25 protein-coding genes are annotated in these 22,105 nt (G+C 59.9%); 9 read left to right on the forward strand and 16 right to left on the reverse strand.

The window, feature by feature from the left end:
* Positions 1-33: 33 nt before the first annotated feature.
* The 8 genes from modC to PspCFBP13528_RS22205 form a co-directional block, all read right to left on the reverse strand.
* Entirely contained in the window at positions 34-1,113 is a 1,080-nt protein-coding gene (modC, locus tag PspCFBP13528_RS22175) for a molybdenum ABC transporter ATP-binding protein (RefSeq protein ID WP_137201507.1), read from the reverse strand.
* Positions 1,110-1,799 (reverse strand): molybdate ABC transporter permease subunit, encoded by a 690-nt coding sequence (modB, locus tag PspCFBP13528_RS22180; RefSeq protein WP_137201508.1) that lies wholly within the window; start codon positions 1,797-1,799, stop codon positions 1,110-1,112. Before modB ends, modC begins: the two co-directional genes overlap by 4 nt.
* Entirely contained in the window at positions 1,800-2,549 is a 750-nt protein-coding gene (modA, locus tag PspCFBP13528_RS22185; RefSeq protein ID WP_241669133.1) for a molybdate ABC transporter substrate-binding protein, read from the reverse strand.
* Positions 2,550-2,657: 108 nt separating this feature from the next.
* Positions 2,658-3,716, reverse strand: a complete 1,059-nt coding sequence (locus PspCFBP13528_RS22190) for a nitronate monooxygenase (protein WP_137201510.1) — start codon at positions 3,714-3,716, stop codon at positions 2,658-2,660.
* Between the two features lie 109 nt (positions 3,717-3,825).
* Positions 3,826-4,872 carry a bifunctional DNA-binding transcriptional regulator/O6-methylguanine-DNA methyltransferase Ada gene (gene ada / locus PspCFBP13528_RS22195; protein WP_137201511.1) on the reverse strand — a complete coding sequence of 349 codons (1,047 nt, stop codon included), beginning with the start codon at positions 4,870-4,872 and terminating at the stop codon, positions 3,826-3,828.
* A gap of 75 nt (positions 4,873-4,947) precedes the next feature.
* On the reverse strand, positions 4,948-5,613 hold the full coding sequence (gene alkB, locus PspCFBP13528_RS22200) for a DNA oxidative demethylase AlkB (RefSeq protein ID WP_137201512.1): 666 nt from the start codon (positions 5,611-5,613) through the stop codon (positions 4,948-4,950).
* Between the two features lie 3 nt (positions 5,614-5,616).
* Positions 5,617-5,781, reverse strand: coding sequence for a hypothetical protein (locus PspCFBP13528_RS27670; RefSeq protein ID WP_163001619.1), 165 nt, complete (start codon positions 5,779-5,781; stop codon positions 5,617-5,619).
* Between the two features lie 25 nt (positions 5,782-5,806).
* Positions 5,807-6,109 (reverse strand): DUF1883 domain-containing protein, encoded by a 303-nt coding sequence (locus PspCFBP13528_RS22205; protein WP_003173824.1) that lies wholly within the window; start codon positions 6,107-6,109, stop codon positions 5,807-5,809.
* 212 nt (positions 6,110-6,321) lie between these two features.
* On the opposite strand from PspCFBP13528_RS22205, the gene PspCFBP13528_RS22210 reads away from it, so the two are divergent.
* Together PspCFBP13528_RS22210 and PspCFBP13528_RS22215 are read left to right on the forward strand one after the other, a co-directional pair.
* Entirely contained in the window at positions 6,322-6,672 is a 351-nt protein-coding gene (locus tag PspCFBP13528_RS22210; protein ID WP_065952690.1) for a hypothetical protein, read from the forward strand.
* Positions 6,673-6,920: 248 nt separating this feature from the next.
* Positions 6,921-7,151, forward strand: a complete 231-nt coding sequence (locus tag PspCFBP13528_RS22215; protein ID WP_065952691.1) for a hypothetical protein — start codon at positions 6,921-6,923, stop codon at positions 7,149-7,151.
* A 9-nt stretch (positions 7,152-7,160) separates the two neighbouring features.
* On the opposite strand, the gene PspCFBP13528_RS22220 is transcribed toward PspCFBP13528_RS22215, so the two are convergent.
* Both PspCFBP13528_RS22220 and PspCFBP13528_RS22225 read right to left on the reverse strand, forming a co-directional pair.
* A complete protein-coding gene (locus PspCFBP13528_RS22220; protein WP_065952692.1) occupies positions 7,161-7,442 on the reverse strand; it encodes a hypothetical protein in 282 nt (93 codons plus the stop codon).
* Between the two features lie 143 nt (positions 7,443-7,585).
* Positions 7,586-7,771: a hypothetical protein gene (locus PspCFBP13528_RS22225; RefSeq protein ID WP_017528082.1), complete on the reverse strand. Its 186-nt coding sequence runs from the start codon at positions 7,769-7,771 to the stop codon at positions 7,586-7,588.
* A gap of 299 nt (positions 7,772-8,070) precedes the next feature.
* Between PspCFBP13528_RS22225 and galU the strand changes: the two genes are divergently transcribed.
* Positions 8,071-8,910 (forward strand): UTP--glucose-1-phosphate uridylyltransferase GalU, encoded by an 840-nt coding sequence (gene galU / locus PspCFBP13528_RS22230; protein WP_003173830.1) that lies wholly within the window; start codon positions 8,071-8,073, stop codon positions 8,908-8,910.
* A gap of 106 nt (positions 8,911-9,016) precedes the next feature.
* Complete coding sequence (gorA, locus tag PspCFBP13528_RS22235) at positions 9,017-10,375, forward strand: glutathione-disulfide reductase (RefSeq protein WP_137201513.1); 1,359 nt, start codon at positions 9,017-9,019, stop codon at positions 10,373-10,375.
* Here gorA and PspCFBP13528_RS22240 read toward each other — a convergent pair whose 3' ends face one another.
* Positions 10,376-11,383, reverse strand: a complete 1,008-nt coding sequence (locus PspCFBP13528_RS22240; protein WP_137201514.1) for a DNA-binding protein — start codon at positions 11,381-11,383, stop codon at positions 10,376-10,378.
* A gap of 171 nt (positions 11,384-11,554) precedes the next feature.
* On the opposite strand from PspCFBP13528_RS22240, the gene PspCFBP13528_RS22245 reads away from it, so the two are divergent.
* The 3 genes from PspCFBP13528_RS22245 (at position 11,555) to ahpF (ending at position 14,884) form a co-directional block, all read left to right on the forward strand.
* A complete protein-coding gene (locus PspCFBP13528_RS22245) occupies positions 11,555-12,487 on the forward strand; it encodes a site-specific integrase (RefSeq protein ID WP_065952695.1) in 933 nt (310 codons plus the stop codon).
* A 145-nt stretch (positions 12,488-12,632) separates the two neighbouring features.
* Complete coding sequence (gene ahpC / locus PspCFBP13528_RS22250; protein WP_137201515.1) at positions 12,633-13,196, forward strand: alkyl hydroperoxide reductase subunit C; 564 nt, start codon at positions 12,633-12,635, stop codon at positions 13,194-13,196.
* A gap of 122 nt (positions 13,197-13,318) precedes the next feature.
* A complete protein-coding gene (gene ahpF, locus PspCFBP13528_RS22255) occupies positions 13,319-14,884 on the forward strand; it encodes an alkyl hydroperoxide reductase subunit F (RefSeq protein ID WP_065952697.1) in 1,566 nt (521 codons plus the stop codon).
* A gap of 51 nt (positions 14,885-14,935) precedes the next feature.
* Here the strand turns inward: ahpF and gloA are convergent, their stop codons facing one another.
* Positions 14,936-15,457: a lactoylglutathione lyase gene (gene gloA, locus PspCFBP13528_RS22260; RefSeq protein ID WP_137201516.1), complete on the reverse strand. Its 522-nt coding sequence runs from the start codon at positions 15,455-15,457 to the stop codon at positions 14,936-14,938.
* Positions 15,458-15,636: 179 nt separating this feature from the next.
* On the opposite strand from gloA, the gene PspCFBP13528_RS22265 reads away from it, so the two are divergent.
* Positions 15,637-16,170: a DUF4946 domain-containing protein gene (locus tag PspCFBP13528_RS22265; protein ID WP_137201557.1), complete on the forward strand. Its 534-nt coding sequence runs from the start codon at positions 15,637-15,639 to the stop codon at positions 16,168-16,170.
* 102 nt (positions 16,171-16,272) lie between these two features.
* On the opposite strand, the gene PspCFBP13528_RS22270 is transcribed toward PspCFBP13528_RS22265, so the two are convergent.
* Complete coding sequence (locus PspCFBP13528_RS22270; protein ID WP_065952698.1) at positions 16,273-16,638, reverse strand: histone-like nucleoid-structuring protein, MvaT/MvaU family; 366 nt, start codon at positions 16,636-16,638, stop codon at positions 16,273-16,275.
* 199 nt (positions 16,639-16,837) lie between these two features.
* A complete protein-coding gene (locus PspCFBP13528_RS22275) occupies positions 16,838-18,379 on the reverse strand; it encodes an EAL domain-containing protein (protein WP_137201517.1) in 1,542 nt (513 codons plus the stop codon).
* Positions 18,380-18,771: 392 nt separating this feature from the next.
* Here PspCFBP13528_RS22275 and hppD point away from each other — a divergent pair, with 392 nt between their 5' ends.
* Complete coding sequence (gene hppD, locus PspCFBP13528_RS22280) at positions 18,772-19,848, forward strand: 4-hydroxyphenylpyruvate dioxygenase (protein WP_065952700.1); 1,077 nt, start codon at positions 18,772-18,774, stop codon at positions 19,846-19,848.
* A gap of 45 nt (positions 19,849-19,893) precedes the next feature.
* Here the strand turns inward: hppD and rarD are convergent, their stop codons facing one another.
* The gene (gene rarD, locus PspCFBP13528_RS22285; RefSeq protein ID WP_065952701.1) at positions 19,894-20,775 is read right to left on the reverse strand and encodes an EamA family transporter RarD; all 882 of its coding nucleotides are present in this window, start codon (positions 20,773-20,775) and stop codon (positions 19,894-19,896) included.
* A gap of 281 nt (positions 20,776-21,056) precedes the next feature.
* Positions 21,057-22,067: an aldo/keto reductase gene (locus PspCFBP13528_RS22290; RefSeq protein WP_065952702.1), complete on the reverse strand. Its 1,011-nt coding sequence runs from the start codon at positions 22,065-22,067 to the stop codon at positions 21,057-21,059.
* Between the last annotated feature and the right edge of the window lie 38 nt (positions 22,068-22,105).

Consider the following 22,105-nt stretch of genomic DNA (forward strand, 5'->3'; position numbering starts at 1 on the left):
TGACCGCGTCGCCCTGCGGTCGTGCCAAATGGTTTAGGCGAGCACCGCCACCGCCTTGATGTGCGCCCACAGCACTTGCCCCGGCTGCACATTCAGCTGGTCGCGGGAGAACCGCGTGATGCGCGCCAGCAACGGCGTGCCGGCGGCATCCAGGCGCACCAGTGCATGGGCGCTGTTATCCGCCGCGACGTCCTGGATGACGGTCACCGGCAGGCGGTTGAGGATACTGCTGTGCGCTTGCGCCTGGTGGCTGAGGCTTACGTCACGTGCCTGAATCTTCACCCGCAGCTGTGTGCCCAAAGCCATCGGCGTGTGGGCCACACGTATCTGCAAGAGGCAATCGGGCAGTTGCAGGGTGAGCAGTTGGTAGTGCTCGTCATAGGCAATCACGCGGCCAGTGACGACCACACCGGCATCGTCGCCCAGTGCCAGGGGCAGATCGAGCCGCGCCAGGGTTTCGCCGATAGGTCCGCTGGCCAGGGCCTTGCCGTCGTCGAGCAAGACGAGGTGATCGGCCAGGCGCGCGACTTCGTCCCGGGCATGGCTGACGTACAGCACCGGAATATCCAGTTCGTCGTGCAGGCGTTCGAGGTAAGGCAGGATTTCGTTTTTGCGCTGGCTGTCGAGGGCCGCCAGGGGTTCATCCATCAGCAGCAAGCGGGGACTGGTGAGCAGGGCGCGAGCGATGCCGACGCGCTGGCGCTCACCACCGGACAGGTGCTGCGGGTCGCGCGCAAGCAGGTGAGCGATACCCAGCAGCTCAGTGGCCTGGGCCATGTCCACGCGCCGCTGCGCACGTGGGATGCGCTTGAGGCCGAACGCCAGATTGGCCTGCACCGACAGATGGGGAAACAGGCTCGCCTCCTGGAAAACGTAGCCCAGGGCGCGTTTGTGCGGCGGCACGAACAGCCCGTTACGGCTGTCTTGCCAGACCTCGTCGTTGATCTGCACAAATCCGTCATCGGCGCGCTCCAGGCCGGCGATACAGCGCAGGCAGGTGGTCTTGCCGGAGCCGGAAGGGCCGTAAAGAGCGGTTACGCCACGGCCCGGCAATTGCAGTTCCACGTCCAGCGCGAAGCCTGTGTACTTCAGGTGCAGGCGTACCTCGATCATCGCGAAGAACTCCAGCCCATGTGGGTTTTACGGCTGGAGTAGAGCGCCAGCAATACGAGGAACGCGAACACCACCATCGCGCCGGCCAGCCAGTGGGCCTGGGCATACTCCATGGCTTCGACGTGGTCGTAGATCTGCACCGAGACCACCCGGGTCTTGTCCGGGATATTGCCGCCGATCATCAGCACCACGCCGAACTCGCCGACGGTATGGGCGAAGCCGAGAATCGACGCGGTAATGAAACCTGGGCGAGCCAACGGCAGGATCACCGTGAAAAACGTGTCCCAGGGACTCGCACGCAAGGTCGCGGCCACTTCCAGAGGGCGCGTGCCGATGGCCGCGAACGCGTTTTGCAACGGTTGCACCACGAAGGGCATGGAGTAGATCACCGAGCCAATCACCAGCCCGGCGAAGCTGAAGGTCAGGGTGCCCAGGCCCAGCCACTGGGTGAACTGGCCGACGTAGCCATTGGGCCCCATGGTCAACAGCAAATAGAAGCCGATGACCGTGGGCGGCAGCACCAACGGCAACGCAACGATTGCACCGACGGGACCGCGCCACCAGGAACGGGTGCGCGACAGCCACAGGGCGATTGGCGTACCGATCAGCAGCAGGATCACCGTGGTCAGCGAGGCCAGTTTGACCGTCAGCCAGATCGCGGAAAAATCGGCGCTCGTCAGCGGCATTTACAGCGCATAACCGTAGGACTTGATCACCGCAGCGGCCTTCGGCCCTTTCAGGTAGTCGACCAGGGCCTTGGCGGCGGCGCTGTCCTTGCCTTTGGCGAGGATCACCGCGTCTTGCTTGATCGGGTCGTGCAGGGACGACGGCACGACCCACGCCGAACCGCTGGAGACTTTACCGTCCTTGTAAATCTGCGACAGTGCCACGAAGCCCAACTCGGCGTTGCCGGTGGACACGAACTGATAGGCCTGGGTGATGTTCTGGCCTTCGACGATCTTGTCCCTGACCTGGTCGGTCAAGCCTTCCCTGGCCAGCACTTGAGTGGCGGCCAGGCCATACGGCGCGGTTTTCGGGTTGGCGATGGACAGGTGCTTGAACGCATTGCGCTTGAGCACTTCACCTTGGGCATCCACGTAGCCGTCTTTCGCCGACCACAGGGCCAGGGTGCCCACCGCGTAGGTAAAGCGCGAGCCCTTGACGGTCTCGCCTTCGGCCTCGAGTTTTTGCGGGGTCGTGTCGTCGGCACTGAGGAATACCTGGAACGGCGCGCCATTCTTGATCTGGGTATAGAACTGCCCGGTGGCGCCGTAGGCCGCGACCAGCGTGTGACCGGTGTCTTTCTTGAAGTCGGCGGCAATCGCCTGGATGGGCGCGGTAAAGTTGGCGGCGACGGCCACTTGTACCTCATCGGCCTGCGCCGAACCCAGGGCGAAGATGGCAAGCAGGGGGGCCAGGCGCGCGGCGCGGATCATCATGAAGCAACTCCTTGAGGGTGTACGGCTTGTTACCGCTATGTACGGGAATATATAGCGGTTACCCGGTGCCGGTACAGTGCGAAGTTGCGCCGTGTGCCGACAGGCCTAGCGCAGCTTGGCCAATGTCTGCTCAGCCAGGTCGCGGGTCAGGTCATACGTTGAGCGGTCGTTACCCAGACGCAAGGACTGGCCGGCCCACAGGTTGCTGAAGCCCGCTTCGTCCCTGGCCTTCAGAGGCAGCAATGCGCCACCGGCCCGTGGAAACGCTGGCGCGGCTGCGTTGATCGCGCCCAGCTCGCGCATCACGCGATTGACAATGCCCCGCGCCGGGCGACCGGTGAACAGGTTGGTGAGGGCCGTTTCGCTGGCCTGGGCATGCCGCAAGGCATGGTAGTGGGAAGCGCTGACACTGGCTTCGGGGGTGAACAGGTACGCCGTGCCGATCTGCACCGCCGAGGCGCCCAGGGCAAACGCGGCGAGCATCCCGCGCGAATCCGCGATACCTCCAGCGGCAATCACCGGCACGCCGACGGCATCGACGACTTGCGGCAGCAGCGCCATCAAGCCGATCTGACTGTTGAGGTCGGCACTGAGGAACATACCGCGGTGCCCGCCGGCCTCGATGCCCATTGCGATAATCGCATCACAGCCGTGTTGTTCCAGCCAGACCGCCTCCTCGACCGTCGTGGCCGACGACAGCACCTTGGCGCCGGTGGCTTTTACCCGGTCCAGCAAGGCTTTTTCCGGCAGGCCAAAGTGAAAGCTGACGACTTCAGGGCGCAAGGTTTCGATCACTTCACACGCCGCTTCATTGAAGGGGGCACGATTGGAGACCGGGGTTGGCGCATCAAAATCGGCGCCCAGCTCGCGATAGTAGGGTTCGAGCAACGCTTTCCAGCGGCGCTCGTGTTCCTCGTTCGCGTCCGGCGCCTGGTGGCAGAAAAAGTTGACATTGACGGGGCGGGTGCCGGCTTGGCGGATGGTGGTCAACGCTTCACTCAGTTGCTCGATGCTCAGCGCAGCCGCAGGCATGGACCCCAGTGCGCCGGCCTGGCTGGCGGCAATCACCATGGCGGTGGTGGTCGCGCCCGCCATGGGGGCCTGGATGATGGGCAGGTCGATGCCCAGCAGGTCGAGAATGCGCGTGTCTGGCCAGGTGCTCATGGGATGCGTCTCCAGCGTCAGTGAGGCTTTTCGCTGTTTTAGCAGGGCCCTTGGCGCCCGGCCAGTCTGTTTTATTCACTGGACGAGGGCAGTGCTTTATGCAGCGGGGTCAGTCCGAGGTTTCCCGCGCCAGCAGCGTGCGCTTGCGCTCTACGCCCCAGCGGTAGCCGGACAGGGCGCCATCGCTGCGCACCACGCGGTGGCAGGGGATTGCCACCGCCAAGTGGTTGGCGCCACAGGCCTGGGCCACTGCGCGAAATGCCGTGGGCGCGCCGATACGCTGGGCAATCTGCGCATAGCTGGCCGTGCTGCCCACCGGAATATCCCGCAGCGCCTGCCACACCCGCTCCTGGAAGGCCGTGCCGCGTAGATCCAGCGGCAGGTCCAGGCCCAGGGCGGGCGCTTCGATAAAGCCCACGACCTGGGCGATCAATCGTTCGAAATCCCGATCCGCGCCGAGCAGTTCGGCGTTGGGAAATTGGTCCTGCAGGTCGCGTACCAGCGTATCCGGCTCGTCGCCCAGCAAGATCGCACACACGCCGCGTTGACTCTGCGCCACCAGAATCGCCCCCAGTGAGCATTGGCCCACGGCAAAGCGAATCCGGTTGTTGGCACCGCCGGCCTTGTACTCCTGCGGCTTCATGCCAAGCACCTGGTCAGCCGCTGCATAAAAGCGGCTGTTGGAATTGAAGCCGGCGTCGTACAGCGTGTCAGTGACCGACTGCTGCGCCTTGAGCCCATCACGCACCTTGCGCGAGCGCAGAGCGCCGGCGTACCCCTTGGGGGTGAGGCCGGTGATGGCTTTGAACACGCGATGGAAGTGGAACGAACTCAAGCCGGCGTGGCGGGCGAGCGCGTCCAGGCTGGGTGGCGTCTGGGCCTGTTCTATCTGACGACACGCCTCGGCGACCAGCTTTGCATGGTGGGCGGCCAGTTGCGTCTGGTCGCCGGCGGCGCGTCGGCTGGGACGATAACCGGCGGCTTCGGCGTGTTCCGCAGTGTCGAAGAATTCGACATTTTCCGGACGCGGCAAACGTGAGGCGCTGCTGGGCCTGCAGTACACGCCGGTGGTTTTCACAGCGTAGACAAACAGTCCATCGGCGTTGGCATCGCGGGCCACGATGGCGGCCCAGCGTGGGTCTAGTGAGTGGTTCATGGCCTGCACTCTTGAGTGGTGATCGGCAGATTAACCCTGCTGTTCGCGCGCGACACTCCGAAGCTTGCGGTCAAATCAGCCGGCGGTGCGAAACGTCAGGTTGATGCGTTGCGGTCCCATGATCGGGTGCTCGCCTTCCTTGACCGGCATCACGCCATGGAAGCGCAGCCGATCCACGCCACCCCAGACCACCACATCACCGTGGAACAGCGAGACTTTTTGCGTCTTGTCACTGCGCTGATGGCCGCCGAACAGGAAAATCGCCGGCAGGCCGAGGGACACCGACACCACTGGCGCGTCATAGCGCTGCTCGTTCTTGTCCTGATGCAGCGACATTTTTGCACCGGGCACATAGCGGTTGATCAGGCAGGCATCCGGCAAGAAATCGCTGAAACCTGCAGCGTTGGCCGCCGAGATGGCCAATTCGCGCAGTGCGTCGGGCATTGCCGGCCAAGGTTGCTGGCTGCGTGGATCGAGAGGGCTGTAGCGGTAGCCGCGCGTGTCGGTGGTCCAGCCCAGCGCGCCGCAACTGCTCAGCGCGGCCGACATGGTAAAACCGCCAGGCGTGACCATTTGCCGAAACGGCGACTGGGCCAGGACACGCCGCAACTCAGGCAATAAACGATCAATCCAGGGCAGGGCGTAGCCTCCCAGGACGTAAGACTCTTCGCCAATCTGTTCGCGCCTTGCAGGTTGCTGCAGGGCATCATCGGCGAACAGGTCAGCGGTAGGCCCCGGCATGGCTTACAGCGCCTTGCTCACGTTGATGTCAGTAATTTCGTCGCTTGCATCGTGGATTTTCGCCAGGGCTTGCCGGGCCTCCTCGACACTGTTGCTGGTCAGTTGGGCGAATTCGAAGCGACGTTCGCCGTTGAGCTTGTACTTGATAACGTATTTGGTGGTGTTCACAGCTTTTTTCCTTGCGGCGTTCGGGTCAGCTCAGCTTGGTGCTGGTGCGACGAACAATGCGAATCTTGTGGGACAGCGCCGGTTTGCGGGTAACACTGATGGCGCGGCGCGTGACCACATCCAGGGTAATGTTCCAGAAACCGGTGCTGGGCGCGGTGATTTTCGCCGGAAATTTATCGAAGGCGCCACCGTGGTAGGTGTGGCGCCCACCGTTCTTGAAGCTGCGAAAATTCGCATCGCTCATCAGACGAATATTACAGGTCTGTGAGCATTCGATGACAACAATGTCTCCCTCGTTAAGGTGCTCACGCTGATGGATGAATTTCATGGGGTGTCTCCAGAAGGGCTTTTTCTGAAAAATCAGAACGATACGTAGGTTAAGATGGAGTTTATCAGCCCCAGCGCGTTTATTATCGGGCTGTCGTCGACGACTTCGACAATTTAAAACAGTTATTTACCGAGTTTTCAGAGATAAATCCTACATTGGCGGGAGAAAATTCCTGTGTCCGCTGTCGTAGGGTCTTTATCGGAGGTTTTAGTATGAAGTGGAGTGTGTTGGTGCTGGCCTTGGCAATAGCTGGGTGTGCTTCGGTTGCAGATATCAAGCAGACCCCACCTACGTTGGTGGTCATTTCCGGGAAAAAGCCGCAGGAATATGCGGCATGCGTGGTACGCAAGTTGGAGGCGACACGTCGTCCGCCACAGATCGAACCGCATAAGGAAGGTATTCAAGTGATCGTGCCGCAGAAGTTTTCGGCCGATCCGTCAGCGATCTTCGAAATCGAGGACCGCTCCAGTGGCAGCAGCATCAAGCTCTATGAAAGCATGTCCAACGTGCCGATTCGGCCGGGCGATGTGAAAAAAGCCGGGGAGGATTGCATTTCCGGCTAACACAGGGCGTATGTCCACGAACTGAATCCGATAAGAGCCCCATTGCGCAGGACGAGCATTTTCGTTCCTGTCCGGTGGGGTTTTTTCTGTGTTATCCGGTACTCAACCCATAAAGCCGAGCGGGCTGATGGGAGCGCCCAATGGCGTGTCGATCGGCAAGGCATCCGTTAAACTGTCGGTCACTGCCTACAAGAATGCCGTTCAAACCCTGGGTCTGAGCGGCCTTGCCCTGCCTGGAACGTCCCATTATGAAGCGAGAACACGTCAAAGCCCGCCATGCTGAAGGTCAGATCACGGCGACCCACGTCATCCAGAACCCTGCCGACCTGGGCGAGTGGATCGTATTTTTCAAGAAGAGTGACGGCCGCAGTTACTTCCTGGTGGACGATCAGGATGAGGTCGAGTCATTCCCGCGCCTGGATGACTTGATCGAAACCCTGCGCAGCCTCGGGATCAAGTTCGCCGAAGTTCACCTGTAGCACCAAGGCTTACTTGCACACCACCACGACGCTGCGGCTTTTGAAATTACCCACGTCCTTGCCCAGCGTTTGTTCGCTTCCCTTGAGTGACGGGGTCCCGTCGGTGCCGACGATGCGGTAACCGGTGCCCGCGCAGGAAGCGTCGGCTTTCTCGTAGCAGCTGGCCCAGGAGTTGACTTCGCCCGAGCAGTCGATGGTCAAACCTTGCTCACCATTTTTCAGGTAAGTGTCGGATGTGGTGGTGCAACCGGCCAGCGCCAATACCGCAGTGAGTGCCAGGATCTTGTTCATAGAGAGTCGTCTTCGAAGGTGTTGAGGGGGGCGCTGACACTGTCGTGGGGCGTTGGCGGAAGATTATAGCGAACTGCCATCTAGGTACAGCCAAACACAAAAAAGCCCCGCTTTGCGGGGCTTTTGCTGCAAGGCCGCGTGGCTTACTTGCCCTTTGGCCGCTTGCTCGATGCATGACCGGCTTCATCCACGAACACCTCGGCCACCGCAATCGCCATGCTTTCGGTCTCGAAAACGCCCGCGACGCTGTCGCCATGGAAGTTGATCAAGTGCCAACCGTCCGCACGTTTGGTGATCAGGTAGCCGTTTACGCCTTTGGGTTCTGACATCTAATTAGCAATCTCGTAAGCTGATTCAAGGGTGCAATGATAGCCGCAAACACCCCGCAGTTGCCCAAGTAATTCCAGCCCGGAGCCGGGCTTCGAAAAGCGTGCTACAAAGGATCAGGCCCTTTGAAAACGCAACACTCGAGCGCCGGCCAGCCTGCCGGTTGAAAGATCAGCGGAACTTACGCCGACATTTTTTCTCTATGATGACATCGCGGCGCCAGCAGGACCCATTGTAAGGTGACTGCGGCCTGATTAGACTGCGCCGAATTCCGTACGCACAGCCCTTTGTAAGGACTCATATGATCAAGAAATGCTTGTTCCCGGCAGCCGGTTACGGCACTCGCTTCCTGCCAGCGACCAAAGCCATGCCCAAAGAGATGCTGCCGGTGGTGAACAAGCCACTGATTCAGTACGGCGTCGAAGAGGCACTGGATGCCGGCTTGAATGAAATCTCCATCGTGACCGGCCGTGGTAAGCGCGCACTGGAAGACCACTTCGACATCAGCTATGAGTTGGAAAACCAGATCAAGGGCACCGACAAGGAAAAATACCTGGTCGGTATTCGCAAGCTGCTCGACGAGTGCTCGTTCTCCTACACCCGTCAGACCCAGATGAAAGGCCTCGGCCACGCCATCCTCACCGGTCGCCCGCTGATCGGTGACGAACCGTTCGCCGTGGTACTGGCCGATGACCTGTGCGTGAACCTGGAAGGCGACGGCGTGCTGACCCAGATGGTCAAGCTCTACCAGAAATACCGCTGCACCATCGTCGCGGTAATGGAAGTCAACCCGACGGAAACCAACAAGTACGGCGTGATTGCCGGCGACGACATTGGTGATGGCCTGATCCGCGTGCGTGACATGGTCGAGAAGCCAGCGCCGGAAGATGCACCGTCGAACCTGGCGATCATCGGCCGCTACATCCTCACCCCGGACATCTTCAAGCTGATCGAAGAAACCGAGCCAGGCAAGGGCGGCGAGATCCAGATCACCGACGCCCTGCTCAAGCAGGCCAAAGATGGTTGCGTGATTGCCTACAAATTCAAGGGCCAGCGTTTCGACTGCGGCGGCGCTGAAGGCTACATCGAGGCGACCAACTTCTGCTACGAGCACTTCTACAAGACCGGCAAGGCGTACTGATTTCACCCTTGCCGATCTGTTTCAAGTGAAAGCCACCTTCGGGTGGCTTTTTCGTTTTTCAGCCCCATGTAAGTCGGTATGCTGGTGTCCTGCCGAGGAGAATGAAATGGCCTACGATTTTGACCTGTATGTAATTGGCGCCGGTTCCGGCGGTGTTCGCGCGGCGCGCTTTGCCGCAGGCTTTGGCGCCAGGGTGGCCGTGGCGGAAAGCCGCTACCTGGGCGGTACCTGTGTAAATGTCGGTTGCGTGCCGAAAAAACTGTTGGTGTACGGCGCGCATTTTGCCGAAGACTTCGAACAGGCCAGCGGTTTCGGCTGGTCGTTGGGCGAGGCGAAGTTTGACTGGGCGACCCTGATCGCCAACAAAGACCGCGAGATCAACCGTCTCAACGGCATCTATCGCAACCTGCTGGTCAACAGCGGCGTGACCCTGCACGAAGGGCATGCGCGCCTGGTTGATCCCCATCAAGTGGAAATCAATGGCGAGCGCTTCACTGCCAAACATGTCCTTATCGCCACGGGCGGCTGGCCGCAGATCCCGGACATTCCGGGTCGCGAACACGCCATCGGCTCCAACGAAGCATTCTTTCTCAAAGAGCTGCCTAAGCGCGTGCTGGTGGTAGGCGGTGGCTATATCGCCGTGGAATTCGCGGGCATTTTCCACGGCTTGGGCGCGCAGACTTCGTTGCTGTATCGCGGCGACCTGTTCCTGCGCGGCTTCGATGGCGCGGTGCGCAAGCACTTGCAGGAAGAGTTGACCAAGCGCGGCCTGGACCTGCAATTCAATGCCGACATCGAGCGCATCGACAAGCAAGCCGATGGCAGCCTCAAGGCCACCTTGAAAGACGGCCGGGTATTGGAAGCCGACTGCGTGTTCTACGCTACCGGCCGACGTCCGATGCTGGACAACCTGGGGTTGGAAAATACCGGCGTCACCCTCGATGAGCGTGGCTTCGTCAACGTGGACGAGTTGTATCAAACCACCGAGCCGTCAATCCTGGCCATTGGCGATGTGATCGGCCGCGTACAATTGACCCCGGTCGCCCTGGCCGAAGGCATGGCTGTGGCACGTCGCCTGTTCAAACCCGAGCACTACCGTCCGGTGGATTACGCGATGATCCCGACGGCGGTGTTCAGCCTGCCGAATATCGGTACGGTGGGCCTTACGGAAGAGGAGGCGAAGAAGAACGGCCATAAGGTGCAGATCTTCGAGAGCCGTTTCCGGCCCATGAAGCTGACCCTGACGGACTGCCAGGAAAAGACCCTGATGAAGCTGGTGGTCGACGCCGACACCGACAAAGTGCTGGGCTGCCACATGGTCGGGCCCGATGCCGGCGAAATCGTGCAGGGCCTGGCGATCGCGCTCAAGGCAGGCGCGACCAAACAGCATTTCGACGAAACCATTGGCGTGCACCCGACGGCGGCGGAAGAGTTCGTCACCATGCGCACGCCTGTGGCGGACTGATCAGGTTTCGCTGGTTGCCTCTGGCGTCGTTGCAACGACGGCGGCCAGACGCAACGCTTCAATGTTGGCCTGGGCCTTGAGCAGGTCCAGCTCCAGCGCCTTGTTGACCTGCTGATGTTCAGTCAGCGCTGCCTGGCGTGACTGGCTTTCCTGCAGTGCAACCCGCAAGCGCTCCTGGAGCAGCGTGCGCTCGCTGTCGACCTGGCTGATTTTCTCGCTCAACTCCAGTTGCACGGCCTGGTCCTTGCGCAGTTGCTCCTGCAGTGCGTTCAGCTCCCGCGCGGTCACCCGGTGCTCGATCAGCACGCGTTCGTTGTCTCGATGCAATTGGGTGATTTCGTCCTGACGCACCAGTGCACTCTGCTGCGCCTGACGCAGCTCGGCTTGTACCTGCTGCAACTGACCCTCATGACGACGCTGCTCCTGCTCACGCTGCTCCTTGACCGCATTGCGGTAATGCTCAAGGGCATCGCGGGCGTGCAGGTGCTTGTCCTCCAGTGAGCGAATCTGCTCGTCCTTGTCCTTGATCCTCAGTTCGTAATCGCTGCACGCCTGGCTAAGCCCGGCGTTGCGCGTCTGCTCGGTCTGCAGGCTGGTGCTGGCAGTTTGCAGGGCGGCGCTTTCCTCGGCGAGGGCGGCGGCCTGGATATCGAACTGCTGTTGCAACTGGTCATGGGCCTCCTGCAGCGCTTGAAGCTGAGTGAGCAGGGCGCTCTTGTGCTGTTCGAACTGCGCCAGGGCGAGGTCGATGGGCTCTTGGGCCTTCTCTTTCAGGCGCTGGGCGAGCCGTGCCACCAATTCCCCAAGCTCGTCATCAATCGGGGCCTGGGTGATGGTCTGGCGGGTCTCGCTTTCGTCGAGTTCCTTCAGATAGCGATGAATGGTGGTTTTCGAGCCGGTATTGCCCATCTCGATGCGCACGGCGTCGATGCTGGGGTTTTCGCCACGGGCGAGGATTGCCAGGCGTGCCGTCTGAACTACTGCTTTATTTATGCCGCCGCGAGCCATGGGGTCTCCGTCGATTTCGTACTGTGGTACAGGGTATGTATTTACATACCCTATCACATTTAAAAAACACTTTAAATTCATGAATTAACAGATGGGATATTGGCGTATTATCCCGTGTCACCAGCATTTTTAACGTTAAACCAGGCGTTAGCAGTACGAATAGGCCCTGCCATGAGTGATCTTGATCGTTACCTCAACGCCGCGACCCGTGACAACACGCGCCGTAGCTACCGCGCAGCCATCGAACATTTCGAGGTCAGTTGGGGTGGATTCCTGCCCGCCACCAGCGACAGCGTGGCGCGCTATCTGGTCGCGTATGCGGGCGTGCTGGCCGTCAACACCCTGAAGTTGCGCCTCTCGGCACTGGCGCAGTGGCATACCAGCCAGGGGTTTGCCGACCCGACCAAGGCGCCGGTGGTGCGCAAGGTGCTCAAGGGCATCCGCGCCGTGCACCCTGCGCGCGAGCGCCAGGCCGAGCCGTTGCAGCTCAAGCATCTGGAGCAGGTGGTGGCGTCGCTTGAGCTTGAAGCGAGGGAGGCCAGCGACAATCAGGACCGGCCCGCGTGGCTACGCGCCAAACGCGACACGGCGCTGATCCTGCTGGGGTTCTGGCGTGGCTTTCGCAGCGATGAGCTGTGTCGCTTGAGCATAGAGCATGTCCAGGCGGTGCCTGGGGCCGGCATCAGCCTCTACTTGCCGCGCAGCAAAAGTGACCGCGACAACCTCGGCAAGACTTACCAAACCCCCGCACTGCTGCGCTTGTGCCCGGTACAGGCCTACAGCGAATGGCTCAGCGCCTCGGCACTGGTGCGCGGCCCGGTGTTTCGCGGGATCGATCGCTGGGGCAACCTGGGGGAGGAGGGGCTGCACCCCAACAGCGTGATTCCATTACTGCGCCAGGCGCTTGCGCGCGCGGGCATCCCGGCCGAGCAATACACCAGCCACTCCCTGCGACGCGGCTTCGCTACCTGGGCCCATCGCAGCGGCTGGGATCTGAAGTCGTTGATGAGTTATGTCGGTTGGAGCGACATGAAATCGGCCATGCGCTATGTTGAAGCGACGCCCTTTCTCGGCATGACGCTGGCGACCCAACCGCTGTTATGAGATTTCTTCTATTAATACAGTCATCTGATAGAGAAACCCAATCGTCAGCATCAGGTTTGCCAATGAGCCATCGTCACCAGGAGTGGGTAGGATTCACCCCATCAACTTGTTAACCCTTTCTACAAACCCTGACGGAGAGTCAACGATGCCTATCATCAACAGCCAAGTAAAACCGTTTAAAGCCACCGCTTTCAAAAACGGCAGCTTCCTCGATGTGACCGACGCTGACCTGAAAGGCAAGTGGTCTGTGGTGTTCTTCTACCCAGCCGACTTCACCTTCGTTTGCCCAACCGAACTGGAAGACCTGGCTGACAACTACGCCGAATTCCAGAAACTGGGCGTAGAAATCTACAGCGTGTCCACCGATACCCACTTTGCCCACGCTGCCTGGCACAACACTTCGCCAGCCATCGGCAAGATCCAGTACACCATGATTGGCGACCCGACCCTGACCATCTCGCGCAACTTCGACGTGCTGATCGAAGAAGTCGGCCTGGCGGACCGCGGTACTTTCGTGATCAACCCGGAAGGCCAGATCAAGATCGTTGAGCTGAACGACGGCGGTGTTGGCCGTGACGCTTCGGAGCTGCTGCGCAAGATCAAGGCTGCCCAGTACGTTGCCGCTCACCCGGGCGAAGTGTGCCCAGCCAAGTGGAAAGAAGGCGAGGCCACCCTTGCTCCGTCCCTGGACCTGGTCGGCAAGATCTAAGTCTGTGAAGTCCCAAGGGCGGGTATCCGCACCTACCCAGTAAGCTGCAACCGCCCTCAAAAACGCCCGGGCGAGATTCGCTCGGGCGTTTTTTTTACCCAGAATCAAAGGAAATCGCCCGTATGTTGGACGCCAATCTTAAAGCTCAGTTGAAGTCATACCTGGAGCGGGTTACCCAGCCGATCGAGATCGTCGCTTCCCTCGATGACGGCGCGAAATCCGAGGAAATGCTCGCTCTTTTGCAGGACGTAGCCAGCCTCTCCACGCTGATTACCCTGTACACCGATGGCAATGATGCGCGCAAGCCGTCGTTCTCCATCAACCGCCCGGGTGCCGAGATCAGCCTGCGTTTCGCCGGCATCCCCATGGGCCATGAATTCACGTCCTTGGTACTGGCCCTGCTGCAAGTCGGTGGCCACCCATCCAAGGCCAGTGTCGAAGTGATTGAACAGATCCGTGCCTTGAAAGGCGAGTTCAGCTTCGAGACGTACTTTTCGCTGTCTTGCCAGAACTGCCCGGACGTGGTCCAGGCGCTGAACCTGATGGCCGTGCTCAACCCCAATATCCGCCACGTGGCTATCGACGGCGCGCTGTTCCAGGCTGAAGTCGATGAGCGTCAGATCATGGCGGTGCCCAGTGTCTACCTTAACGGTGTGAACTTCGGCCAGGGCCGCATGGGCCTGGAGGAAATCCTCGCCAAGCTCGACACCAGTGGTATCGAAAAAGCCGCCGAGAAAATCAGTGCCAAGGAGGCCTTTGATGTATTGGTTGTCGGCGGTGGCCCAGCGGGTTCATCGGCGGCGATCTATGCGGCACGTAAAGGCATTCGTACCGGTGTGGCCGCCGAGCGTTTTGGTGGCCAGGTACTGGACACCATGTCCATCGAGAACTTTATCTCGGTACAGGAAACCGAAGGCCCCAAACTGGCCAGCGCCCTGGAAGCCCATGTGCGTCAGTACGATGTGGACATCATGAACCTGCAGCGTGCCAGCAGCCTGGTGCCGGCGAAAAACGCCGGCGAGTTGCACGAAATCCGCTTCGAAAGCGGTGCGACGCTCAAGTCCAGAACCGTGATCCTGGCCACCGGTGCACGCTGGCGTGAAATGGGCGTGCCGGGCGAGCAGCAATACAAGGCCAAGGGCGTGTGCTTCTGCCCGCATTGCGATGGTCCGTTGTTCAAGGGCAAGCGCGTGGCGGTGATTGGTGGCGGTAACTCAGGCGTCGAAGCCGCCATCGACCTGGCCGGTATTGTCAGCCACGTCACGTTGCTGGAGTTCGACAGCAAGCTGCGCGCTGACGCTGTGTTGCAGCGCAAGCTGTACAGCCTGCCGAACGTTGACGTGATTACCAGCGCATTGACCAGTGAAGTCAAAGGCGATGGCCAGAAAGTCACCGGTCTTGCCTACAAGGATCGCGACAGCGGCGAGTTCAAGACCCTCGACCTGGAAGGCATCTTTGTGCAAATCGGTTTGCTGCCCAACACCGACTGGCTCAAAGGCACGGTGGAGCTGACGCCGCGCGGCGAGATCATCGTCGATGCGCGTGGCGAGACCTCATTGCCGGGTGTATTCGCCGCCGGTGACGTGACGACTGTGCCGTACAAGCAGATCGTGATTGCCGTGGGCGAGGGCGCCAAGGCGTCCCTGAGTGCTTTCGACCACCTGATCCGCACGTCCGCGCCTGCATAAAATCCGCCGCGCAAATGAAAAACCCCATGAGTGATCATGGGGTTTTTTGGTTTACATCGGTGCTGGCTGAATGATTTCAACCCAGTAGGCGTCCGGGTCCTTGATGAAAGCCAGGCTTTTCATGCGGCCATCGCTCAGGCGCTTCTGGAAATCGCAGCCCAGGGCTTCGAAGCGTTCGCACGCCGCGACGATGTCCGGTACCGAGATGCAAATGTGGCCAAAGCCACGGGGGTCGGTGTTGCCGTTGTGGTAGGCGAAGGCGGCATCGTTTTCGGTACCGTGGTTGTGGGTCAGTTCCAGAATGCCAGGGATCGACTTCATCCACTGCGTACGCTCAGCCGCGTCAGCCGGGATCTGTGCCTTGTCCACCAGGGCGAGGAAATACAGGCTGAATTCGGCATCCGGGAAATCGCGTTTTTCAACCAGGGAAAAACCCAGTACGCGGGTGTAGAAATCCAGCGACTTGGTGATGTCCTTGACCCGCAGCATGGTGTGGTTGAACACGAAGTTCGCGGTGGCAGTATCAGGTTGGGCAGTGACGCCGGGGAAAGTGTTCAGTTCGTGCAGGCTCATGGGCCCTCCAGAAAAAAATGGGGCAAAGCGGTCCCTTGGCTTGCGGCAAGCATCCGTGCAGCCGGGCCATGATACGCAAGGCCTGCCGGTCACGCCAAATGAAAAAGCTGACGCAGCCCTTGCGAGCTGTGGGTCTGGGGCCGCAAACTTTGGTGCTGGAACCCTGGATGCTTTTTGCAATGATCGAGTTTCGTAAACCGCTGTTGAGTACCTTGTGTCTATTGCTGGCGAGCCCGCTCGCAGGGGCGGCCGACCCCGAGATCCATTGGCCCAGCGGCTGGCAGGTGGAGGAAGTGGAGCCCGACGCCGCCGTCGGGAAGAGCCCGGCCGTGACTCGACAGCGTGCGATAAAGAATGACGAAAATGGCCAGACCTTGATGGTGATGGAGTTGACCGGTACGCCAATTGAGGCCGGACACCAGGTTAATCTTCAAGGCGTCTTGCTGGAGATGCGTAAGTCCATTCAAAAGGATTTTGCCCAAGGCGGTTATCAAAGCGTGTGCACCAAACTGCACGCCGCTACATTGAGCCGCCTTGATGCGCTGGAAACTACCTGTGTGATTACCGAGAACGGTCGCCATGTGCTATCGCAGACACTAGTGGGCACGGTGGATACGGAAAAAGCCTACGTGTTTTCATATGCGGGCCAGGCGCAAGCGTACGAGACCAGTGAGGATGAAGTCCGTTCAGTGCGTGACAGCCTCAAACTTTGAATGGCTGTATGTGAAAGAATGTGAACTTTAATTTAAGTTCGCTTGCGAACCTGAAAACGAAAAAGCCCCGCCTGAGCGGGGCTTTCCATTAATGCCTGTCAATCAACCGCGAAGCCAGGAATCTACAGTGGCTGCGCCATGTTCTTCCTTCCAGGCTTTCAGGCCACGATGGTTGCCGCCTTTGGTCTCGATCAGCTCACCGGTGTGCGGGTTCTGATAGACCTTGACCACGCGGGCGCGGCGCTGTTTCGGCGCGGCAGCAGGTGTGGCGCCACGTTTGGCCGGGTTTGGATCAAGGATGGAGATCACGTCGCGCAGGCTCTTGTCGTAGCTGCCCATCAGTTTTTTAAGCTTTTCTTCAAATTCGATTTCTTTCTTCAGCCCGGCGTCGTTCTTCAGGGATTCCAGCTGGGCAAGCTGCTCTTGAAGGGCTCTTTCTGCTGCGCGAAATTCGGCGAGTCTGGACAAAATCTGTACTCCAATAGTGTAGTTAGCTGATATCTACTGCGAAGAAAGCCTTAAGCCAAGAGGGTTAAGCTAACTCAAACGAAAACACCTGACTGTGAGTGTATCGCCGGCAAGAAAAATTGTAGTAGTTAATCCACGTCGAGTAAATCATGTCTTTTGTCTAAATAATATGCTGGCCGGGAAGGTAGTCGGTGACTGTTCACTGACGGGTTACCGACTTAATGAATTCATCGCCGGGTAATGGACGGCCAAACAGGTAGCCTTGCAGAAAGTCTACGCCTTTGGCGACAAGGTAATCACACTGTTGCGCTGTTTCCACGCCCTCGGCCACGATGCCCAGGTCGAGCTTGGCGGACAGTTCTATAATGCTGTCCAGAATATGCCGCGAGAGGGCATCCGCCCCGATCATGGCGACAAAGCTTTGATCGATCTTCAAGTAGTCCACATTGAAGTGACGCAAATAGCCCAGGCTGGAATGCCCGGTGCCGAAGTCGTCTATGGCGATCATCACGCCCAGCTGGTGCAGCGCGTCGAACAAGCGCCGTGTGATGTCAGTGGGCTCGATCAACTCACGCTCGGTCAATTCCAGTACCAGGGTTATCTGGCCGGGCGGGAAGGCCGCAAGGAACGCTCGGCAGTCGTCCACCAGCTCCAGGTCCTGGCAATGACGCGCGGTGATGTTCACGCCAATATGAAATCCCGGGCTGAAGCGCTCGGCATGCGGTGCCAATTGCGCGGCAGTCTGGCGCAGCAGGGCGCGAGTCATGGGCACAATCAGTCCGGAGTGCTCGGCCAGGGGAATGAACAGGTCCGGTCGCACCAGGCCCTCTTTAGGGTGTTGCCAGCGCATCAGCACTTCGCAGCCGGCCCATTGGCGCGTGTCGCCGCGCACCACCGGCTGGAAATACGGAATGAATTCGTTGGCGAGCAGGGCTCGTTGCAACTCGTGGGTGGGCGCTGAGGAGCGCTTTTGCAGCCAGTGGGCAAGGAGGCCGGCCAGTACACCAAAAAACACCACCAGGCTGAACACGGCCGGATAGCGCGCCTGCATGTAACGCCAGACCTCACCCTCGGGCATGCCTACATCGACGCTGTACTGATAGCGGCTGGAGGCCAGGAAATGAGGGGCTATGGCAAATTCCGGCGACGCGTCGGTATGGACCTTGCCGTCGGCATCCAGCCAGTTGGGGCCCACCTTTAACACCAGGGAAGCGTAGCGGCTGATCAGGCGCAGGGCATTGGTGAGGTGGTAACCGTCAATCGAGGCAAACGCGCCTTGATCGCCGTCGACCAAGCGGTACACCAGCAGTGCGGTATCCGGCGTGACCGGGTTGCCGTTCATCAACCACAAACGCCCACCAACGTAGTCGTCCGGATTGACCGGCGACTCATACCTGCTGCCGAACAATGAACTGCAATAGATGTTTTTCTGCCAGGACAAGGTGGTGGCGCGCACGAACGGTCGGCGCGTGACCTGCTCACGCAGTGCCAGCTTCACGGCGTTGTCACACGGCAAGCCGGCCAGTGGCAACAAGGCCTGGGCCGCGAGTGCGGTGTTGTCGAGCATCAAGTCGAGCTGGCGCACCGCTTCCCGGGCCGTTTGCGCGGTGCTTTGCTCAAGCGTGCGTTCGGCTTGCCAATAAAGAATCACGACCCCCAATAAAACGGGGAGCAGGCCGCAGACGGTGCTCAGCACATAACGCGCAACTCGGCTTCGTGGGCCTTGGGAGGTAAGGGGCATAGAGGAGCGGCCGTGCAGAAAAGAAGAGGACTATGCCGATGATAGATGGCATTCCCATCAGGCGCTCAGTAAAACATTGCGCGCCTGCCTGGGTGACAAACCCCTTGCACGCGGCAGGGCGATGGGGATTTGATACGAGCACGGACAAATAGAGCTCGGACAAATAGTGTTACGCTGTGTAGAATCGATTTACGCATACAACAATATGGACTTGCGCTCACGCAAGCCTCGCCGTCAGAGACTGATGACACCATGAAGCAACTCGGTTCTCCCCTCATCTTTGGTGACTTCCTCGCCCGCAGCGTGCGAGGACTCTCCTGTGCGCCACCCGCTGACCTCATCCTTGCCCGCCAATAACGATTCGTTACCCCAAGCATGATGAGGCACCCGACATGACCGACCAATATGAAAACCCGATGGGCCTGATGGGCTTTGAATTCATTGAGTTCGCATCGCCGACCCCGGGCATCCTGGAGCCGATCTTCGAGATCATGGGCTTCACCAAGGTGGCGACCCACCGCTCCAAAGACGTGCACCTGTATCGCCAGGGCGAGATCAACCTGATCCTCAATAACGAGCCGAACAGTCTGGCCTCGTACTTCGCCGCCGAACACGGCCCGTCCGTGTGCGGCATGGCGTTTCGGGTGAAGAACTCGCAGCAGGCCTACAAGCGCGCCCTGGAACTGGGGGCGCAGCCGATTCATATCGAAACCGGTCCGATGGAACTGAACCTGCCGGCGATCAAGGGCATTGGCGGCGCGCCGCTGTACCTGATCGACCGGTTTGGCGAGGGCAGCTCGCTCTATGACATCGACTTCGTCTACCTCGAAGGCGTAGACCGCAACCCGCAAGGCGCCGGCCTCAAGGTCATCGATCACCTGACCCACAACGTCTACCGTGGCCGCATGGTCTACTGGGCCAATTTCTACGAGAAACTGTTCAACTTCCGTGAAGCGCGCTATTTCGACATCAAGGGCGAGTACACCGGCCTGACTTCCAAGGCCATGAGCGCGCCGGACGGCATGATCCGCATCCCGTTGAACGAAGAATCGTCCAAGGGCGCGGGCCAGATCGAAGAGTTCCTGATGCAGTTCAACGGCGAGGGCATCCAGCATGTGGCATTCCTCACCGATGACCTGGTCACGACCTGGGACGCGTTGAAGAAGATCGGCATGCGCTTCATGACCGCGCCGCCGGACACTTACTACGAAATGCTCGAAGGCCGCCTGCCCAACCACGGCGAACCGGTGGACCAGCTGCAGGCCCGCGGCATTTTGCTGGACGGCTCGTCGATCGAAGGTGACAAGCGCTTGTTGCTGCAGATTTTCTCGGAAACCCTGATGGGGCCGGTGTTCTTCGAGTTCATTCAACGCAAAGGCGATGATGGTTTCGGCGAAGGCAACTTCAAGGCGTTGTTCGAGTCGATCGAGCGCGATCAGGTACGTCGCGGTGTATTGACCGCCGACTAGGCAAAACAAAGCCCGGCTTCGGCCGGGCTTCCTTTTGCCTGGGATTCAGGCCCTGCGCTGACGCACCAGATGCTTGAACCCTTCATACACCAGCACCATCACCGCCAGCCAGATCGGGATATAGGTCAGCCATTGCCCGCCCTTGATGCCTTCACCCAACAGTAGCGCCACTGCGAGCAACAACACCGGCTCCACATAACTGAGCAGGCCGAACAGGCTGAATGCCAGCAACCGGCTGGCGATGATATAGCTCACCAGCGCCGACGCACTGATCAAGCCCAGCATGGGAATCAATGCGTACAACTTCGGCTGCGCATCCAGTACCGCGAAGCCCTGCTCGCCGCTTTGCACAAACCACCAGGCCACCGGCAACATCAGCGCCATGTCCAGCCACAGGCCTCCCAGATGGTCGGTGCCCAGGTATTTGCGCACCACGAAGTACACCGGGTAACCAATGATCACCACCAGCGTCGCCCAGGAAAAACCACCGGCCTGATACAACTCGTTGAGCACGCCCAGCGTGGCAAACACCACGGCGATCTGCTGCAAGCGCGACAATTGCTCGCCGTAGACCAGGCGTCCGGTCAGCACCATGGTCAGCGGCAACAGGAAATAACCCACCGACACGTCCAGGCTGCGCCCATTCAGCGGCGCCCACATGAACAGCCATAACTGCACGCCGAGCAGCGCGGACGACACCAGCACGCCGCCGATCAAGCGTGGCCTTTGCGCCAGCATCCGCAGCAACTCCCACACCCGCCGCCATTCGCCGCTGACCAGCATGAACAGGGTCATGCAGGGCACGGTCAGCAGCATGCGCCAACCGAAAATTTCCAAACCACTCAACGGTGTAAGCAGCGACGTAAAGTAATACATCACGGCAAACAACACCGAGGCCGATACCGATAACACAACACCTTTAGACACGCAGTCCTCGCGAAAGCCGATTTGAGATATTCAGGAACAACAGGGAGGGAGATTATGGTGCTTTTGAGCGTAAAGATGCGCTGTTTTGGGGCCTGAGGCGGAAAAAGGCTGAAAATGGTCGTTTTATAGCAATGACGTTCGCCGCTGTGGCCCCCGGGGAGGCTGTGAAGATGGCATTGCCGTCGATATCTTCATTGCCTGACCTACCGCTGTCGCGGCCTCGCCGAGGCTCGAGCGCTCCCACAGGAGGAACGGCGAGCCCGCGTATTTCGAGGGGGCGCTTACGAGCGTACCGTGCGACCCGAGACAAAGTGGCTCACATCATTGAACCCCGCTGTGGACGAGTGCCCCGGCGTCACCAGCGAATCGATGAATGCCTCATCTGCCGCGCTGATCGTCACTTCGAGTGCGCCGGTGTAAGCATCCCACTGCGCCTCGGTGCGCGGGCCGACAATCGCCGAGCTCACCGCCACGCTATTCAATACCCAGGCAATCGCAAACTCGACCATGCCCACCCCACGCCCCTGGGTGTATTGCTGGATCTGCTGGGCGATGCGCAGCGATTCCACGCGCCATTCGGTTTCCAGAATGCGTTTGTCCTGGCGTGCAGCGCGGCTGCCAGGCTCAGGTGTCAGGTCCGGCGCGTACTTGCCGCTGAGCACCCCACGCGCCAGCGGGCTGTACGGCACCACGCCCAGGCCATAGGCCGCCGCGGCGGTGATCTGCTCGACTTCGGCCTGGCGATTGACGATGTTGTACAACGGCTGGCTGATGATCGGCCGGTCAACGCCCAGGCGCTCGGCCACGCGTATGACCTCGGCAATACGCCAGCCGCGATAGTTGGACAACCCCCAGTAGCGAACTTTGCCCTGGCGAATAAGATCGCCGATCGCTGATACCGTGACCTCCAGCGGTGTGTCGTGGTCCTCGCGGTGCAGGTAGTAGATGTCCAGGTAGTCGGTGTCCAGGCGGCCCAGACTGGCCTCCAGCGCGTTGAACATACGCTTGCGGCTCAGCCCGCTGCGGTTGGGCATGCCATCTGCCGGGCCGAACCCGACCTTGGACGCCACCACCCAGTCCTGACGGTTGCGCGCGATGGCCTCGCCGACGATCTCTTCGGAGCGCCCGCCGGTGTAGACGTCGGCGGTATCGATAAAGTTGATGCCTTGATCCCAGGCCTTATCGATGATGCGCAGCGAGTCTTCCGTGCTGGTCTGTTCGCCAAACATCATGGTACCCAGCGTCAGTGCGCTGACCTTCAATCCGGACTGGCCCAATGTGCGGTAAATCATGCAAAGCTCCTCAAAGCAGGCAAACGTGTGTCATGCAA

Origin of the sequence: Pseudomonas sp. CFBP13528 (assembly GCF_005233615.1) — a bacterium.
Classification (GTDB): Bacteria; Pseudomonadota; Gammaproteobacteria; order Pseudomonadales; family Pseudomonadaceae; genus Aquipseudomonas; species Aquipseudomonas fluorescens_AM.

Excerpts from the sequence above, each read along its gene's own strand:
- PspCFBP13528_RS22190 (WP_137201510.1), bottom strand. The coding sequence starts at position 3,716 with ATGAGCACCTGGCCAGACACGCGCATTCTCGACCTGCTGGGCATCGAC.
- galU (WP_003173830.1), top strand. The coding sequence starts at position 8,071 with ATGATCAAGAAATGCTTGTTCCCGGCAGCCGGTTACGGCACTCGCTTC.
- ahpF (WP_065952697.1), top strand. The coding sequence starts at position 13,319 with ATGTTGGACGCCAATCTTAAAGCTCAGTTGAAGTCATACCTGGAGCGG.
- modB (WP_137201508.1), bottom strand. The coding sequence starts at position 1,799 with ATGCCGCTGACGAGCGCCGATTTTTCCGCGATCTGGCTGACGGTCAAA.
- ada (WP_137201511.1), bottom strand. The coding sequence starts at position 4,872 with ATGAACCACTCACTAGACCCACGCTGGGCCGCCATCGTGGCCCGCGAT.
- PspCFBP13528_RS22220 (WP_065952692.1), bottom strand. The coding sequence starts at position 7,442 with ATGAACAAGATCCTGGCACTCACTGCGGTATTGGCGCTGGCCGGTTGC.
- modA (WP_241669133.1), bottom strand. The coding sequence starts at position 2,549 with ATGATCCGCGCCGCGCGCCTGGCCCCCCTGCTTGCCATCTTCGCCCTG.
- PspCFBP13528_RS22265 (WP_137201557.1), top strand. The coding sequence starts at position 15,637 with ATGATCGAGTTTCGTAAACCGCTGTTGAGTACCTTGTGTCTATTGCTG.
- PspCFBP13528_RS22245 (WP_065952695.1), top strand. The coding sequence starts at position 11,555 with ATGAGTGATCTTGATCGTTACCTCAACGCCGCGACCCGTGACAACACG.
- PspCFBP13528_RS22240 (WP_137201514.1), bottom strand. The coding sequence starts at position 11,383 with ATGGCTCGCGGCGGCATAAATAAAGCAGTAGTTCAGACGGCACGCCTG.
- alkB (WP_137201512.1), bottom strand. The coding sequence starts at position 5,613 with ATGCCGGGGCCTACCGCTGACCTGTTCGCCGATGATGCCCTGCAGCAA.
- gorA (WP_137201513.1), top strand. The coding sequence starts at position 9,017 with ATGGCCTACGATTTTGACCTGTATGTAATTGGCGCCGGTTCCGGCGGT.
- hppD (WP_065952700.1), top strand. The coding sequence starts at position 18,772 with ATGACCGACCAATATGAAAACCCGATGGGCCTGATGGGCTTTGAATTC.
- PspCFBP13528_RS22215 (WP_065952691.1), top strand. The coding sequence starts at position 6,921 with ATGAAGCGAGAACACGTCAAAGCCCGCCATGCTGAAGGTCAGATCACG.
- PspCFBP13528_RS22290 (WP_065952702.1), bottom strand. The coding sequence starts at position 22,067 with ATGATTTACCGCACATTGGGCCAGTCCGGATTGAAGGTCAGCGCACTG.
- ahpC (WP_137201515.1), top strand. The coding sequence starts at position 12,633 with ATGCCTATCATCAACAGCCAAGTAAAACCGTTTAAAGCCACCGCTTTC.
- gloA (WP_137201516.1), bottom strand. The coding sequence starts at position 15,457 with ATGAGCCTGCACGAACTGAACACTTTCCCCGGCGTCACTGCCCAACCT.
- PspCFBP13528_RS22225 (WP_017528082.1), bottom strand. The coding sequence starts at position 7,771 with ATGTCAGAACCCAAAGGCGTAAACGGCTACCTGATCACCAAACGTGCG.
- modC (WP_137201507.1), bottom strand. The coding sequence starts at position 1,113 with ATGATCGAGGTACGCCTGCACCTGAAGTACACAGGCTTCGCGCTGGAC.
- PspCFBP13528_RS22275 (WP_137201517.1), bottom strand. The coding sequence starts at position 18,379 with ATGCCCCTTACCTCCCAAGGCCCACGAAGCCGAGTTGCGCGTTATGTG.
- PspCFBP13528_RS22210 (WP_065952690.1), top strand. The coding sequence starts at position 6,322 with ATGAAGTGGAGTGTGTTGGTGCTGGCCTTGGCAATAGCTGGGTGTGCT.
- PspCFBP13528_RS22205 (WP_003173824.1), bottom strand. The coding sequence starts at position 6,109 with ATGAAATTCATCCATCAGCGTGAGCACCTTAACGAGGGAGACATTGTT.